General features: G+C 63.8%; 10 protein-coding genes and 1 pseudogene. 6 read left to right on the top strand and 5 right to left on the bottom strand.

The window, feature by feature from the left end; genetic code table 11:
- Positions 1-77: 77 nt before the first annotated feature.
- Positions 78-2,744, top strand: coding sequence for an excinuclease ABC subunit UvrA (locus AWB82_RS27290; RefSeq protein WP_096031467.1), 2,667 nt, complete (start codon positions 78-80; stop codon positions 2,742-2,744).
- On the opposite strand, the gene AWB82_RS27285 is transcribed toward AWB82_RS27290, so the two are convergent.
- Positions 2,720-3,280, bottom strand: coding sequence for an HD domain-containing protein (locus tag AWB82_RS27285; protein ID WP_086972461.1), 561 nt, complete (start codon positions 3,278-3,280; stop codon positions 2,720-2,722). The two genes, AWB82_RS27290 and AWB82_RS27285, sit on opposite strands and share 25 nt — an antisense overlap.
- Before the next feature lie 46 nt (positions 3,281-3,326).
- Positions 3,327-4,043 carry a YdcF family protein gene (locus AWB82_RS27280; protein WP_086972460.1) on the bottom strand — a complete coding sequence of 239 codons (717 nt, stop codon included), beginning with the start codon at positions 4,041-4,043 and terminating at the stop codon, positions 3,327-3,329.
- 414 nt (positions 4,044-4,457) lie between these two features.
- Between AWB82_RS27280 and AWB82_RS27275 the strand changes: the two genes are divergently transcribed.
- The 5 genes from AWB82_RS27275 (at position 4,458) to AWB82_RS27255 (ending at position 10,576) form a co-directional block, all read left to right on the top strand.
- Positions 4,458-4,709, top strand: a complete 252-nt coding sequence (locus AWB82_RS27275; RefSeq protein WP_086972459.1) for an acyl carrier protein — start codon at positions 4,458-4,460, stop codon at positions 4,707-4,709.
- Positions 4,706-5,959, top strand: coding sequence for an acyl-CoA dehydrogenase family protein (locus AWB82_RS27270; RefSeq protein ID WP_086972458.1), 1,254 nt, complete (start codon positions 4,706-4,708; stop codon positions 5,957-5,959). The genes AWB82_RS27275 and AWB82_RS27270 overlap by 4 nt, the downstream gene beginning before the upstream one ends.
- A gap of 4 nt (positions 5,960-5,963) precedes the next feature.
- Complete coding sequence (locus tag AWB82_RS27265; protein WP_096031466.1) at positions 5,964-7,031, top strand: amino acid--[acyl-carrier-protein] ligase; 1,068 nt, start codon at positions 5,964-5,966, stop codon at positions 7,029-7,031.
- On the top strand, positions 7,028-8,032 hold the full coding sequence (locus tag AWB82_RS27260) for a DUF1839 family protein (protein WP_086972457.1): 1,005 nt from the start codon (positions 7,028-7,030) through the stop codon (positions 8,030-8,032). The genes AWB82_RS27265 and AWB82_RS27260 overlap by 4 nt, the downstream gene beginning before the upstream one ends.
- A gap of 69 nt (positions 8,033-8,101) precedes the next feature.
- The gene (locus tag AWB82_RS27255) at positions 8,102-10,576 is read left to right on the top strand and encodes a glycosyl hydrolase 2 galactose-binding domain-containing protein (RefSeq protein ID WP_086972456.1); all 2,475 of its coding nucleotides are present in this window, start codon (positions 8,102-8,104) and stop codon (positions 10,574-10,576) included.
- Positions 10,577-10,587: 11 nt separating this feature from the next.
- Here the strand turns inward: AWB82_RS27255 and AWB82_RS27250 are convergent, their stop codons facing one another.
- The 3 genes and pseudogenes from AWB82_RS27250 to AWB82_RS27240 all read right to left on the bottom strand — a co-directional run bounded on the left by AWB82_RS27250 (position 10,588) and on the right by AWB82_RS27240 (position 15,701).
- Positions 10,588-11,526 (bottom strand): Gfo/Idh/MocA family protein, encoded by a 939-nt coding sequence (locus AWB82_RS27250; RefSeq protein WP_086972455.1) that lies wholly within the window; start codon positions 11,524-11,526, stop codon positions 10,588-10,590.
- Positions 11,527-11,625: 99 nt separating this feature from the next.
- Positions 11,626-12,159 (bottom strand): annotated as a pseudogene (locus AWB82_RS27245) (MFS transporter); the annotation flags it as partial.
- Positions 12,160-12,164: 5 nt separating this feature from the next.
- Entirely contained in the window at positions 12,165-15,701 is a 3,537-nt protein-coding gene (locus AWB82_RS27240) for an indolepyruvate ferredoxin oxidoreductase family protein (protein WP_086972454.1), read from the bottom strand.
- Positions 15,702-15,730 lie beyond the last annotated feature (29 nt).

Raw genomic sequence — 15,730 nt, 5'->3', positions numbered from 1 at the left:
CCATCTGGTATCTGGCATGCTGCATGCTCGCCTATAAACTTCCGTTGCTGCGACCGCCGAGAAAACCCGCCCGACTCATGGATGCCCGTAAAACCAGACGCGAATCAGCCGAACGCGACGATGCCGCGCCTCTGTCGAGAGCAGGTTTCGTGCGCGTGCGTGGCGCGCGCGAGCACAACCTGAAAAACGTCGATGTCGACGTGCCGCGCGACGCCCTCGTCGTCTTTACCGGCGTATCCGGTTCCGGCAAATCGTCGCTGGCGTTCGGCACGCTCTACGCCGAGGCGCAGCGCCGTTATTTCGAATCGGTTGCCCCGTATGCGCGGCGGCTCATCGAACAAGTCGGCGTGCCGCAGGTCGATTCGATCGAAGGCTTGCCGCCCGCCGTCGCGCTTCAGCAGCAACGCGGCGCGCCGAATGCGCGTTCTTCGGTCGGCAGCGTGACGACGCTTTCCAGCCTCGTGCGCATGCTCTATTCGCGCACCGGCAGCTATCCGCCGAAGCAGCCCATGCTCTACGCGGAAGATTTTTCGCCGAACACGGTCCAGGGCGCATGTCCCGTGTGTCACGGTCTCGGACGGGTCTACGAAGTCACGGAAAAGTCGATGGTGCCCAACGATTCGCTCACGATCCGCGAGCGCGCCGTCGCTGCCTGGCCGCCCGCATGGCATGGGCAGAATCTGCGCGACATACTCGTGACGCTCGGCTATGACGTCGACACGCCGTGGCGCGACTTGCCGAAGAAGGACCGCGACTGGATTCTCTTCACCGAGGACCAGCCGACAGCGCCGGTATACGCGGGTCTCACGCCGAAGGAGACGCAAGCCGCCTTGAAGCGCGGCGCCGAGCCGAGCTATCAGGGCACCTTCACCGGCGCGCGCCGCTACGTGCTGCACACCTTCGCGCACACGCAAAGCGCGCTCATGAAAAAACGCGTATCGCGCTTCATGGTCGGCAGCGATTGCCACGCGTGCCACGGCAAGCGGCTCAAGAAGGAAGCGCTGTCGGTGACGTTCGCCGGGCTCGACATCGCCGAATTTGCGCGTCTGCCGCTGGGCCGACTCGCGGATCTGCTCGCGCCCATCGCACGCGGCGAATGGCCTGCTCTCGACGACGCACCGACGCCCGCGCTCGCGAAGAAAGACCGGATCGCGGCGACGGCCAGGCGCGTCGCGGCGGGCGGCTCGGCGCACAAGGCCGCGCCCGACGTCCGCCGCACGGCCAATCTCTCCGACGAGAAACGCGCCGCCGCCGAACGCATCGCCGCAGATTTGCTGGAGCGGCTCGGCACGCTCATCGATCTCGGTCTGGGTTATCTGTCGCTCGATCGCGCAACGCCGACGCTCTCCTCGGGGGAACTGCAGAGATTGCGGCTCGCGACCCAACTCGCGTCGCAACTCTTCGGCGTCGTGTACGTGCTCGACGAACCGTCCGCTGGGCTGCATCCCGCGGACAGCGAAGCGCTCTTCGCTGCCTTGCAGCGTCTGAAGGCCGCGGGCAATTCGCTCTTCGTCATCGAGCACGACGTGAACACGATGCGCCGCGCGGACTGGCTCGTCGATGTCGGTCCGGCCGCGGGCGAACTAGGCGGACACGTGCTCTATAGCGGACCGCCCGAAGGCCTCGCATCGGTCGAGCAATCGCAGACGCGCAGGCATCTGTTCGCGCCCAAGCAGACGATCGAACGCGTCGCGCGCGAGCCGCGCGGCTGGCTGCGGCTCAAGGGCATCACGCGCAACAATCTGCATGGCGTCGACGCCGACTTTCCGCTCGGCGCCTTCACGACCGTCACCGGTATTTCGGGTTCGGGCAAGTCGAGTCTCGTGAGTCAGGCGTTGCCGGAACTTGTCGCGCAGCGGCTCGGACGCACCGTCGACGATACCGACGAAGACGAGCAGGACCCGCTCTTCGCGCCGGCCGATGTCTCGGCTGGCGGACGCATCGTTGAAGGAATGGAGACGATCCGGCGTCTCGTGCGCGTCGATCAGAAACCGATCGGCCGCACGCCGCGCTCGAATCTCGCGACCTACACCGGCCTGTTCGATCACGTGCGCAAGCTTTTCGCCGGCACGCCCGCCGCGCGCAAGCACCGCTACGGCGCGGGACGTTTTTCGTTCAACGTCGCGCAAGGGCGCTGCCCGACGTGCGAGGGCGAAGGCTTCGTGAGCGTCGAGTTGCTGTTCCTGCCGAGCGTCTACACGTCATGCGCGACGTGCCACGGCTCGCGTTACAACCCGCAGACGCTGGAGATCGAATGGCAGGGGAAAAACATCGCGGATGTGCTCGACATGACGGTCGATACCGCATGCGAGTTCTTCGCCGATGAAGCCAGCGTGATGCGCGCGCTCGCCGCGCTGCGCGACATCGGCCTCGGTTATCTGCGGCTCGGGCAGCCCGCGACGGAGCTGTCGGGCGGCGAAGCGCAGCGCATCAAGCTCGCGACGGAACTGCAGCGCGCGCATCGCGGCGACACGCTCTATATCCTCGACGAACCGACAACGGGCCTTCATCCCGCCGACGTCGATCGCCTGATGGCGCAACTGGAGGGGCTCGTCGATGCGGGCAATACGGTGGTCGTCGTGGAGCACGACATGCGCGTCGCGTCGCTCTCCGACTGGGTCATCGATATCGGTCCCGGCGCGGGCGAGGATGGCGGCCAAATCGTCGTGACGGGCACGCCGCCGCAGATCGCGGAACATGCCGCGAGCCGCACGGCGCGCTATCTGAACGACGCGCTGACTTGAGGCGCAGCGTGTCCTGAAGGGACGCCTTTGCGATAAGTCTCGTCGAACGCGGCTTCGAGTCCCGCATGCGCGCCTCGCAATTCATCGACGACGCGCTTCGCCCAATCGAAGTATTCGCGCTTTCGCTCATCGCTCCAGTTGGACGGCGGCATGGCGAGGATATCGCGAAGATTGCAGATCTTGTCCGCGAGTTTCACGAGCTTTGCGCCGTGACTGATATGCGCCGCATGTTCGATCTGCAGACGCTTTCTCTCTGCCTTCGGCAGAGACTTGTCGTCGGTCACTTCAGCGACGATGCGCGCGACTTGCGCGCCGAAGCATCGCACGAGTTCGTCGTGCGAGGTGTCCGTATCCTCGACCGTATCGTGCAGTATGGCCGCGATCAGAACGTGCTCGTCGTCGATGTCGCCTTCATTCGCGAGCACCTGCGCGAGCGCGATCGGATGATTGATATACGGCGACGCGTCCGCATCCTTGCGGCGCTGCTTGCGATGTTTGTCCGCGGCGAATGCAACGGCCCGTATAAGCTGATTCATTGCATGGTCTCCCGGATAGCCTTTACCCGGAAGTATACGTCGCACCTCAATACAGGCCGATCCATCGCCACACATAAAAGCGCGCGATACCGACCAGTTCATGCAACGCGCTATTCGAATCGAACCATCCTTTCGGATGCGGACGCCACCAGGTGAATTGCGGACGGATAAAGGCAACCGTGGGCTGCGGATGCAGACCGAAGGCCTCGAACGCGAGCATCGCGCGGTGCATATGAAGCGACGACGTGATAAGCACCGAACTGTCGTAAGGCCGCGACCGTAGAATTTTCTCCGTATTGCGCGCGTTCTCGTAAGTATCGAGGCTCTGGTTTTCAAGAATGAGATCCGCGCGCTTCACGCCTGCGTCAAGAAGCAGGCTTCCATATAAATCCGCTTCGCTTTGCTCGTGATGCTGGGGATTGCCCCCGCTCACGATGACAAAGCACTCCTTCTCCATCTCGGCGCAGCGCTTATAGAGCGACGCCGCAAGATCGATGCGCGTGATCGCGTCGCCCTTGGGCACGAGACGCCGCTGGCGATCGTAAGAGGTCCCGCCGCCAAGCACGATGATCGCCATGCGCGAGCCGAAGGCCGGTTCGTTCATCGACGTGTAGTGATCGTTCGCGAGCCGCACGAGCGGCCCCGGAAGCCAGCTCCCGAGCACCCAGAAGACGCCGGCCGTAACGAGCAGGATCATGCCGCGCCGTTTTTTCCAAAGGAAGAACAGCGCTATGAAAATCAGCAGCAGCGATATTAGTACCAATTACCTCACTCCAAAAAGTTATCGTTTCAAAAAGCTTTCACCGTGCGCATCGTTTTTGCATGTCGCTCATTCGACCACGCGCAAGAGTTACCCGTTCATAGCCCATAAGCGGCTGGCGTGAGTCTGAATCATCGCGTCCGATTGCGACGTGCTGGATATCGCACAAAACGGCGGTTCCTCAACGAAGCTCTTCGTGCGCCATCGCACGGACGTAGAGGGTCGCAAATTCGTTAAATACGATCAAAGAAAAGTTATAAGAAACAGTGCGTGCGAGGGCTCTCGTGGAACCGTCTTCACGGGACAACAACAACACCACTGCCGATTCGCACCGGTGTTAGCGACATTCGATAAAAATTCATCGTCGCGATCCGGATAAGTTGCACCAATGGCCGGGTACAAGGGAAAACACAGAAAATGAAAACTGAATTGCGCCGCATCCTCGCCGAGTCCGCTCGTCTCGACGTGCCCATCGACACGCTCGCCGACGCCGACGATCTCTACGCCGCCGGTCTCTCCTCGCTTGCCACGGTCCACGTGATGCTCGCGATCGAAGACGAATTCGGCATCGAGATTCCCGATCACATGCTCACGCGTCGGCTCTTTTCGAGTGTCGATTCGCTCGCATCGGCCGTCAACGAACTGCGTCGTTCGCAGGCGGCGGCATGAACGCGCCCGCTCAAGAGCTTGAAGTGGCCGAGCTCACGCAGAGCGCGAACCCGCGCAGCGAAAGCGAGCTGATCGAAGCCGCGAAGCGCGTGGCGGCCGTCGCCGCGCAGCACGCCGACGCGGTCGATCGCGAAGCGCGCTTTCCCGCCGAAGCGGTCGCGGCGATGCGGACAGAGCGCCTCTTCTCCGCGATGATCCCGCAGGCATACGGCGGCGACGGCCTGTCGCTCACCGGCGTCGCGCGTCTGTGCGAGGCGATGGCGCAAGGCTGCGCTTCCGCCGCGATGATCTACGCGATGCACCAGAGCCAGGTTGTGTGCATCGTCGATCATGGCGTGAACGTGGCCTGGCAGCGCGACTTCCTCGCGCGCATGGTCAGCGAGCAATTGCTGCTCGCGTCGGCGACGTCGGAAGAGAACATCGGCGGCAACATGCGCACGAGCGCCTGCGCGGTCGATCTCGTCGACAACGCTTTTCGCATCGAGAAGCTCGCACCGACCATTTCGTACGGCAAGTATTCCGACTGCATTCTCGTGACGGCGCGCCGTCATCCGGATGCGCCGCCCTCGGATCAGGTCTTGATCGTGGCGCCGCGCGATACCTTCACGCTGGAACAGCGCGGCACGTGGGACACGCTCGGCATGCGCGGGACGTGCAGTGAAGGCCATCGGCTCGTCGCGAGCGGCATCGCCGAACAGATCCTGCCGACGCCGTTCTCAAAGATCGCCGACGAAAGCATGCTGCCCGTATCGCATACCTTGTGGTCGTCGGTGTGGTGCGGTATCGCGAGCGACGCGGCGAACCGCGCGCATCAGTTCTTCCGCAATCAGGCGCGCGGCAAGCCCGCGTTGCCGCCTTCGGCCGCGCGCCTTTCGCAAGTGCTCACGCTCATCAAGATGATGCAGGCGCGTCTGCGCGAATCGCTCGCCAATGTCGAAGCGGCGCAGGCCGAACGCGCGACGCGCAAGGCGAGCCTGAGCAATGACGACGACGCGCCGCTCGCGGCATCGATCGGCATCAACGCGGATCTGAACATGCTCAAGCTGGCGATCTCGCAGTCGGCCGTGCATGTCGTGCAAGAGACGCTGATGATCTCGGGCATGGCGGGCTACAAGAACGACACGCCGTTCAGCGTGGGGCGCCATCTGCGCGATCTGCATTCGGCGCCTCTCATGATCAGCAACGATCGAATCGAATTGAACACGGCGAATCTGCTGCTTGCGCAGCGCACCGCAACGGGGACCCTTTGACGATATGAACATGCCGACGGAACAGGCCGCCATGATGCAGGCCGAAGCACAAGCACAAGCACAAGAGACTCAGGCACCGTACGACAAATCGGACTTGACCTTGCGCGATCGACTGATCGAAGCCGGGATTCTGCTCGACACGGGCGAAGACGGTCTCTATGGCCGCAGCGAAGTTTTCGAGGACGTGGTCGAGCGGCTCAATCAGGCGATCACGGCGCTCGGCGCGGATCAACACGCGGAAGTGCTGCGCTTTCCGCCCGCGATGCGCCGCCGCGATTTCGAAGACAGCGAGTACCTGAAGAGCTTCCCGAATCTCGCGGGCACGATCCACTCGTTTCAGGGCAACGATCGCGGGCATCATCGCCTGCTCGAAGCGCTCGACAAGGTCGTGCATGTCGGTGAAGAGGAAGAGCGCTCCGACGAATGGATGGATCAGCAAAAGCCCACGCGCCTCGTGCTCACGCCGGCCGCATGCTATCCGATCTATCCGCTCGTCGCGAAGCGCGGCAGTCTCGCTGAAGACGGCGCGATCTTCGACGCGTTCTCGTACTGCTTCCGTCACGAGCCGTCCATCGATCCGGGCCGCATGCAGATGTTCCGGATGCGCGAATACATTCGTGTCGGCAGCCCCGAACAGGTTATGGCGTTCCGTCAGAAGTGGATCGAGCGCGGCTCGCTGCTCGTGAATCTGCTCGAACTGCCCTTCGAGATCGATCTCGCCAACGATCCGTTCTTCGGGCGCGGCGGCATGATCGTCGCGGATAGCCAGCGCGCGCAACAACTGAAGTTCGAACTGCTCGTGCCCGTTGCGACGCCCGATCGTCCCACCGCGTGCCTGTCGTTCAACTATCACCAGGATCACTTCGGCGAACTCTGGCATATCCGTCAGGCAGACGATCAGGTCGCGCATACCGCGTGTGTCGGTTTCGGCATGGAGCGCACGACGCTCGCGCTCTTCCGTCACCACGGTCTCGATGTCAAGGCGTGGCCTGCGAAAGTGCGTCAGCTGCTCTGGGGCGACAAGGCGCCGCTCATCGAGGAAGGCCTCGCGAACCTGGAAAACAAGGCATGAACGCACGCTCGCCGGCAGAAGCCGTGACCGACACGTCCATGCCTGCGGACACCGCTTACAGCCAGCACGCGCTGCATCGTGAAGAGCGCGTCTGGCTGGAGACGAACTGCTACGTCGATTTGTGGATCGAGCTGCTGCATCACTACGGCTGCGATCCGCATGCGGCGCTCGCATTCACGGTGACGCAGGCGTTCGAGGGCGATCAGTTCACGTTCCCGAAGTTCTCGCTCGACGATATCGCGCGGCTCTACGGCCTGCAGGCTCAAGAGCTCGCGATCTACGACACGCTGGAAGCGCACGTGCGCGAGCAGACGCGTCGCGGGCACATGGTGGTGGCCGAAATGGACTCGTACTATCTGCCCGATACGCGCGCGACCGCGTACCGGCAGACGCATACGAAGACGACCATCGCCATCGACGCCATCGACACGCAAGCGAAGCGCATCACGTACTTCCATAACGCGGGTTACTTCGCGTTATCGGGCGAGGACTACGACGGCGTGTTCCGTCTGATGCCCGGACTCGCGAGCGATGTGCACGCGCTCTTCCCGTACGTCGAATTCGTGAAGCGCGCGCGCGCGCCGCTTGAAGGCGATGCGATGGTGCAACGCTCGGTCGAGCTGCTCAAGCTGCGCCTCGCGGAGCGTCCGGCGGCGAATCCGGTCGCACAATGGCGCGCGGAATTTCCCGAGCATCTGCGTGCGTTGCTCGAACGCGATCCCGCGTACTATCACCTCTACACGTTCAACGTGATGCGTCAGATCGGCTCGAACTTCGAGTTGCTGTCGAAGTATCTCGGCTGGCTGAATCAGCACGGTGTGGAAGTGTCGAGCGAGATTCGAACGAGCGCTCAGGCCATTGCGAGCGAAGCGATGGTCATGCAGTTCCGTCTCGCGCGCGCCCGCATGCGCTCGCGCTCCGATTCGTGCGAGGACTGTCTAGCCTCGATGCAGGCTTCGTACGACAAGGTCATCGAGCCGCTCGCCGCGCGCTTTCTCTGAGCGTCGTCAAAGCCGCGCGCGGGTCGCGCGGCTTTGGCGTTCCTCGAATTTCATCGACGAGGTAGGTTCATGCACGTCCTGTCCGCGCACGCGCCGCGGCGTCTCTCCGATGGCTGGCAGTGCGTGAGCACGCCCGCGGGCGCGAGCGCCACGCCCGCATCGCTCGATACGCTCGATACATTCACAAAGTGGATCGATGCGCCCGTGCCCGGCACGATCGCTTCGGCCTTGCGCGCGACGGGCGTCGACGACGAAGCGCTCGCGCGGCCGTTCGCGCATTCGGATCACTGGTATCGCGTGAAGCTATCGGGCGACGGCAAACGGCGCTTGCGCTTCAACGGCCTGGCGACCATCGCGGAAGTCTGGCTCGACGATCGCAAGCTGCTCGAATCGGATTCGATGTTCGTCGTCCACGATCTCGATGTCGATCTCAACGGCGAGCACACGCTTTATCTTTGCTTTCGATCGATCGCGCCCGCGCTCGCCTCAAAACGCGGACGCGCGCGCTGGCGTCCGAAGCTCGCGCAACCGGCCACCTTGCGCAACGTGCGCACGACGCTGCTCGGCCACATGTCCGGCTGGTGTCCGGCGATTCAACCGGCGGGCCCGTGGCGCGCGATCGAAATAATCGGCGAATCGCGTGCGTGCATCGCCGACGTGGATCTGCGTACGAGCGTCGATGGCAGCGATGGCGTTCTCGATGTCACCGTGCGCTACTTTCATGCACAGGAGCCAACGCCGGTTCCGATCGAATGCGGCGATGCGCGAGCCACGATGCAATGGCACGATGCACGCACGCTCAAAGGCCGCGTGCGTGTGCCGAATGTGCGTCTGTGGTATCCGCATACGCACGGCGAGCCGTCGCGCTATGCAGTGAAGCTCGGCGATGTCGAACTCGCCGAAGTCGGCTTTCGTGTGATCGAAATCGATCGTGGCGCGGACGGCCAGGGCTTTCAGCTCGTTGTGAATGGCGTGCCCGTGTTCGCGCGCGGTGCGTGCTGGACGTCGGCGGATATCGTCGCGCTCGATGCGCCGCGCGAAAAGCTCGATCACATCTTCGGGCTGGTTCGCGATGCGGGCCTCAACATCGTTCGCGTGAGCGGCATCACGCTCTACGAATCCGACACGTTCTACGAACTCGCCGACAAACACGGCGTGCTCGTGTGGCAGGACTTCGCGTTCGCGAACTTCGATTATCCGGACAACGAAGCATTTCGCGCGAGCGTGCAACGCGAAGCCGAGCAGTTCCTTTCACGCACGCGCCGCTTCGCATCGCTCGCGGTGCTGTGCGGCGGAAGCGAAGTGCATCAGCAGGCGGCGATGCTCGGCCTGCCCTTCGACGCGTATCAGCAACGCCTCTTCACCGAACTCCTGCCGAACGCGATTGCAGCGCAACGGCCGGACGTCACGTATGTCGTGAATTCGCCGAGCGCGGCGCCCGGCGACAAGGAATCGATGCCCTTCGGCACCCGCGGCGGCATCACGCATTACTACGGCGTGCCGGCGTATCAGCGTTCGTTCGACGACGTGCGCCGCGCGCAAGTGCGCTTCGCCTCCGAATGCCTCGCGTTCGCCAACGTGCCCGACGATGCCGCTCTGCGCGCGATACCGAACCCGCGCGCGCATGAACCGCGCTGGAAGACAGGCGTGCCGCGCGACCCCGGATCGGCATGGGACTTCGACGATGTGCGCGAACACTACATGCAATCGCTCTATCGCGTGGACGTGCCGCGTTTGCGCTATGAAAATCCCGAGCGCTATCTGGAACTGTCGCGCGCCGTGGTCGCGGATGTGATCGGCGCGGTGTTCTCGGAATGGCGTCGTGAAGGGTCGAGTTGCGCGGGCGGCATCGTATGGAATCTGCTCGATGTGCGTCCGGGCGCGGGCTGGGGCGTGATCGACGTGCTCGGCGCACCGAAGAGCGCGCTGCACGGACTCGCGCGCGTGCTGCAACCCGTGCAGGTGCTGATCCTCGACGAAGGTCTCGATGGCCTCGACGTTCATCTCGTCAACGAGACCGCGCGCGAGATTCGCGCACGCGTCGAACTGACGTGTCTGCGTGAAGGCGCAGTGAAGGTGGCGGGCGGTTCGCGCGATGTCGTATTGCGACCGCGCAGCGTGCAACGTGTGTCGTCGAATGCGTTGATCGGCGCATTCTTCGATATCGCCTACGCGTATCGCTTCGGCCCGCGCGCGCACGATGCGACGCATGTCGTCCTGCGCGACGCCCACACGAACGAAGTGCTATCCGAAGCGTTCCATTTCCCCGATCCGTCCATCGGCGAGCGTCGCGATATCGGCCTGAGTGCGGACATCGAGAAGGACGATGAAGGCTTTCATCTGGTCGTCGAAACAGCGCAGCTTGCGCGCTGGGTGCACGTGGTCGATCCGAACTACTTCGCGCGCACCGACTGGTTCCATCTTGCGCCGGGAAGCACACGGCGCATTCCGCTCGTCGCGCGGCACGCGCACGTGAGCGCCGCGCCCGAGGGCGAGGTATCCGCGGTCAACGCGATCCGAAGCGCGACGTATCGCGCTACATGAGTCCCGGCGAATCAGCGGCCGAATGGTTCCGTTTCGACGCGCCGCCCGGTGAGAAACGCATCGGCGACGAGACGCAACGGACGCACATCGACATCGCTCGTTTTCGTTTCGATGAGCGCATGAAAGTGCTCGTATAGCGCGGGATATTCGCGTTCGGCTCCGAGATCGATCGCCTTGCCCGCGATCGTCAGACGCTTGCCGCCTTCGCGCATCGAGAGGCGGCCCGCGTCCGTTTCGACGTCGATGTCCCACTCCTCGACGGGCCCGTGACGCCAGTCGAACACCGCGCGCACCGCCGCGCCATTCGTGGCGACGCAATCGAGCTCGGCGGCGATCGGCGTGGACGTATCGCTCGGCATCGTGAGCGTGGCCGCGCGCAGCGCGACTTCATGCGGCAGGATGCGCGTGACGATCGATAGCGCGTTGATGCCCGGATCGAACACGCCGAGACCGCCCGGCTCCCAGATCCATTGTTGCCCCGGATGCCAGCGTCGCACGTCTTCCTTCCAGCGCACTTCGACCGAACGGATCGCGCCCGCATCCTTCGACGCGAGCCACGCGCGCGCCGGAACGACTGCACTCGCGGCGCGCGAATGCCACGACGCGAAGAGCGTGCAGTCGCGTGAGCGCGCGATGTCGTGCAAGGCTTCGACTTCGCTCACGCTCGCGCCCGGCGGCTTTTCGAGCATCACGTGCTTGCCTGCGTCGAGCGCGGCGAGCGCCTGCGCGTAACGCACCTGAGGCGGCGCGCAGAGCGACACCGCATCGATCGACGGCTCGGCGGCGAGCAGCGCGCCGATATCCTGATAGTTGCGCACGCCTTCCACGCTTGCATTGCGGCTCGCGCACGCGACGAGTTCGAACCCCGGCTGCGCGGCGATCGCGGGCAAGTGCTGATCCCGCGCAATCTTGCCCACGCCGACGACGGCGAGCTTATAAACGCCTTTCATGCGATGTCTCCTTTAGGCTCCGCGTTTGTCTTTGAGCGTAAAGATACCCTATCGCCGCCAGCGCAACACGAGCGTATCGATTCGTGGGACTGGTCATGCTCATCCGGCGCGCGGCCTCTCCAGCGCGGCGCGCACCGCGAAGGTGACGATCACCGCGACGAGCAGCGTCGCCGCGAGAAAGTACAGGCCGGCGGTAAGGCTGCCCGTGCGGTCCTTGATGAAGCCGACGCCTGCCGGCCCGAAATAACCGCCGAGATTGCCGATCGAATTGATCGCCGCGATGCCGACCGCCGCGCTCGCGCCCGTCAGAAACTCTCCCGGCAATGCCCAGACGACGGGCTGAATCGCATAGAGCGAAAACGCCGCGAGGCAGATGAAGGCGAATTGCAACTGGGCGCTGCCGGCCCATGCGCTCGTGGCCAGCATGACCGCGCCGAAGCTCGTCACCGCGACGATATGCCAGTAACGCTCGCGCTTTTTGTCGGAATGGCGCGGCACGATGCACAAGCCGAGCACCGCGAAAAGATACGGCACGCCGGACAGCAGGCCCGTCGTTGAATCGGTGACGCCGAAGCCCTTGATGATCGTCGGCAGCCACATCGACAGGCCGTAAATCGCAAGCGGAAACGGCACCGCTATCAAGCCGTCGCCGCCATCTCCACCGGCGCGCGATAAGCATCCACCAATCGCTCGCGCTTCTTCGCGACGGCCGCCATGTTGCGCTCCTTCACATGACCGAAGCCACGAATCTCGTCGGGCAGCTTCGCGAGCTTCAGCGCGGCGTCGAAGCGCTCTTCATCGAGCGTCGCGACGAACTCCTCTACAAGCGCGACGTACTCCGCGATCATCCGGCGCTCCGTGCGGCGCTCTTCCGTCTTGCCGAACACATCGAGCGATGTGCCGCGCAAACCCTTCATCTTCGCGAGCACGCGAAACGCGGGAAGCATCCACGCGCCGAAGCGCTGCTTCACGAGATGGCCGTGCTCATCGCGCTTTGCGAAAAGCGGCGGCGCGAGATGAAACGCGAGCTTGTAATCGCGGCCCGGCTCGCCTTCGAACTGCTGGCGCAGCTTGTCGAGATACGCGGGATCGGCATAGAGACGCGCGACTTCGTACTCGTCCTTGTAGGCCATCAGCTTCGCGAGATTCACGGCGACGGCGCGCGTGAGCGGCAGCTTCGCGTCCAGCGGCTTTTCCTTCTCGCGAATGCGCTCGACCACGCTGCGGTACGAACGCGCATACGCTTCGTTCTGATACGCCGTGAGCAGCGTTTCGCGCGTCGCGATCACGTTTTCCAGCGACTCGGGCATCTTCACGATGACCGCGTGTTGCGTGGACTTGAGCAGATCGCCCACGCCACGATGCGCAACGAGGCGGCCCCAGTTGAACGCGAGCACGTTCTTCTCCACGGCCACGCCGTTCAGTTCGATCGCGCGCGTGAGGCTCGCGAGTTCGAGCGGCAGCCAGCCCTTCTGCCATGCGAAACCGAGCAGCAGCGGATTCGAATAGATCGTGTCGCCGAGGAGCTTCAGCGCGAGCGCATTGGCATCGACGAATTCACATCCCGCGCCGATGCTTTCCGACAACGCCTGCTCCGTCTGCGCCGCGGGAAACGTCCATTGCGCGTTGGTGACGAATTCGGCGGTAGGCGTCGCGCCGCTGTTGATCGCGGCATGCGTGATGCCGTGACGCGTGCGCGAAAGCACATCGTTCGATGCGGACACGATCGCGTCGCAACCGATGACGAGCCGCGCTTCGCCCGTCGCGATGCGCGTCGCGTGCAGCGCCCGCGGCTCCGGCGCGATCTGCACGTGGCTCAGCACCGCGCCGCCCTTTTGCGCGAGACCGGCCATATCGAGCACGGTCACGCCCTTTCGTTCGATATGCGCCGCCATGCCGATCAATCCGCCGATCGTCACGACGCCCGTGCCGCCGACGCCCGTCACGAGCACGCCGTAGGGCTTCGACAATGCGGGCAACGAAGGCAACGGCAGGTCATCGAAATCGGGCTTCACGCCGCCGGCCGCGCGGGGCTTGCGAACCTGCGCGCCTTCGGCCGTGACGAAGCTCGGACAAAAGCCCTTCACGCACGAGAAATCCTTGTTGCACGACGACTGATTGATCTTGCGCTTGGTGCCGAGCGGCGTGTCCATCGGCTCGACGGAAAGGCAGTTCGACTGCACCGAGCAATCGCCGCAGCCTTCGCAGACGGCATCGTTGATGAACGCGCGACGCGCCGGATCGGGATACGTGCCGCGCTTGCGGCGGCGGCGCTTTTCCGTCGCGCAGGTCTGATCGTAGATGAGAACGGTCGTGCCTTGCGTATCGCGCAGCTCGCGCTGAATACGATCGAGTTCATCGCGATGATGCACGTCCACGCCCTGTGGCAACGCAACGTTCGCATCGTATTTCTGCGGCTCGTCCGTCACGATGACAATGCGCTTCGCCCCTTCCGCAAAGACCTGATGCGCGATCTGCGGCACGGTCAACACGCCGTCCACCGGCTGTCCACCGGTCATCGCGACCGCATCGTTATAGAGAATCTTGTAGGTGATGTTCGCGTTCGCCGCGATCGCCGCGCGCACCGCGAGCAAGCCCGAATGAAAGTACGTGCCGTCGCCGAGATTGACGAACACGTGTTTGTCGCCCGAGAAATGCATCTGGCCGATCCACGCGACGCCTTCGCCGCCCATCTGGCTGAAGGTCTCGGTCTTGCGGTCCATCCACATCGACATGTAATGGCAGCCGATGCCCGCGAGCGCGCGCGAGCCTTCGGGCACGCGTGTCGACGTGTTATGCGGGCAACCCGAGCAGAACCACGGTTTGCGCTCGACATCGATGCGCGGCTTGATCGCCTCGCGCTCCTTCGCCTCAATGGTTTCGACGCGCGACAACATGCGCGCACGCACGTCGTAAGGAAGATCGGCGCGTGCGAGACGACGCGCGACAGCCTTCGCGATCAGCGCGGGCGATAGCTCGTAGTGCGCCGGCAGCAGCCAGTCGCCGCGCGGCACGGACCATTCGCCGCCTTCGTTGTCGCGTTCGTCGAACTTGCCGTAGATGCGCGGGCGCACGTCCTCGCGCCAGTTATAGAGCTCTTCTTTCAGCGCGTATTCGAGAATCTGCCGCTTCTCTTCGACGACGAGAATCTCTTCGAGACCGGTCGCGAACGCGCGTGCGTCCTGCGCATCGAGCGGCCACACGCAGCCCACTTTCAGCACGCGCAGGCCGATCCGCGCGCAGGTTTCATCGTCGAGACCGAGATCGACGAGCGCCTGACGCACATCGAGATACGCCTTGCCCGCCGTGATGATGCCGAAGCGCGGCTTGTCCGAGTCGATCACGACGCGGTTCAGCTTGTTCGCGCGCACGTAGGCCAGGGCCGCGTACCACTTCTCGTCGAGCAGACGCGCTTCCTGCGCGAGCGGCGAATCGGGCCAGCGAATGTTGAGGCCGCCTTCTGGCATTGCGTAGTCGGTCGGCGTGACGATCTCCACGCGATCCGGATCGAGGTCGATCGATGCGGTCGATTCCACCACGTCGGTCACGCATTTCATCGCGACCCATAGACCGGAATAGCGGCTCATCGCCCATCCGTGCAGACCGTAGTCGAGATACTCCTGCACGTTCGACGGATACAGCACCGGAATGCCAGCCGCGATGAACGCGTGATCCGACTGATGCGCGACCGACGACGACTTCGCCGCGTGATCGTCGCCCGCGAGAACGAGCACGCCGCCGTGCTTGTCGCTGCCGGCGGAATTCGCGTGCTTGAAGACGTCGCCCGTGCGGTCGACGCCCGGACCCTTGCCGTACCACATGCCGAACACGCCGTCACGCGTCGCGCCCGGCCATAGATTGACTTGCTGCGTGCCCCAGATCGAGGTCGCAGCGAGATCCTCGTTCACGCCCGGCTGAAATACGATGTCGCTTTCTTTCAGATGCGCCTTCGCCTTCCACAGCGACTGATCGAGCGCGCCGAGCGGCGAGCCGCGATAGCCCGAGATGAATCCAGCCGTATTCAGCCCCGCCTTGCGGTCGCGCGCTTTTTGCAGCATCGGCAGACGCACGAGCGCCTGCGTGCCGCTGATATAAACGCGGCCGTTCTCCAGCGTGTACTTATCGTCTAGCGAAACGGTTGCGGCGGCTAGCGCGGCGCGATCGGGTGCATTCATGAGGGACACGTCTCCAGGTTCGGGAATTT

Source organism: Caballeronia glebae, assembly GCF_001545035.1.
Taxonomy (GTDB): domain Bacteria; phylum Pseudomonadota; class Gammaproteobacteria; order Burkholderiales; family Burkholderiaceae; genus Caballeronia; species Caballeronia glebae.
The sequence above is the reverse complement of the archived record's forward strand: the minus strand, read 5'-3'. Positions and strand labels throughout refer to the sequence as shown.

Coding starts and splice junctions, on each gene's coding strand:
- AWB82_RS27260 (WP_086972457.1), top strand. CDS start 7,028: ATGAACGCACGCTCGCCGGCAGAAGCCGTGACCGACACGTCCATGCCT.
- AWB82_RS27285 (WP_086972461.1), bottom strand. CDS start 3,280: ATGAATCAGCTTATACGGGCCGTTGCATTCGCCGCGGACAAACATCGC.
- AWB82_RS27255 (WP_086972456.1), top strand. CDS start 8,102: ATGCACGTCCTGTCCGCGCACGCGCCGCGGCGTCTCTCCGATGGCTGG.
- AWB82_RS27270 (WP_086972458.1), top strand. CDS start 4,706: ATGAACGCGCCCGCTCAAGAGCTTGAAGTGGCCGAGCTCACGCAGAGC.
- AWB82_RS27250 (WP_086972455.1), bottom strand. CDS start 11,526: ATGAAAGGCGTTTATAAGCTCGCCGTCGTCGGCGTGGGCAAGATTGCG.
- AWB82_RS27265 (WP_096031466.1), top strand. CDS start 5,964: ATGAACATGCCGACGGAACAGGCCGCCATGATGCAGGCCGAAGCACAA.
- AWB82_RS27290 (WP_096031467.1), top strand. CDS start 78: ATGGATGCCCGTAAAACCAGACGCGAATCAGCCGAACGCGACGATGCC.
- AWB82_RS27275 (WP_086972459.1), top strand. CDS start 4,458: ATGAAAACTGAATTGCGCCGCATCCTCGCCGAGTCCGCTCGTCTCGAC.
- AWB82_RS27240 (WP_086972454.1), bottom strand. CDS start 15,701: ATGAATGCACCCGATCGCGCCGCGCTAGCCGCCGCAACCGTTTCGCTA.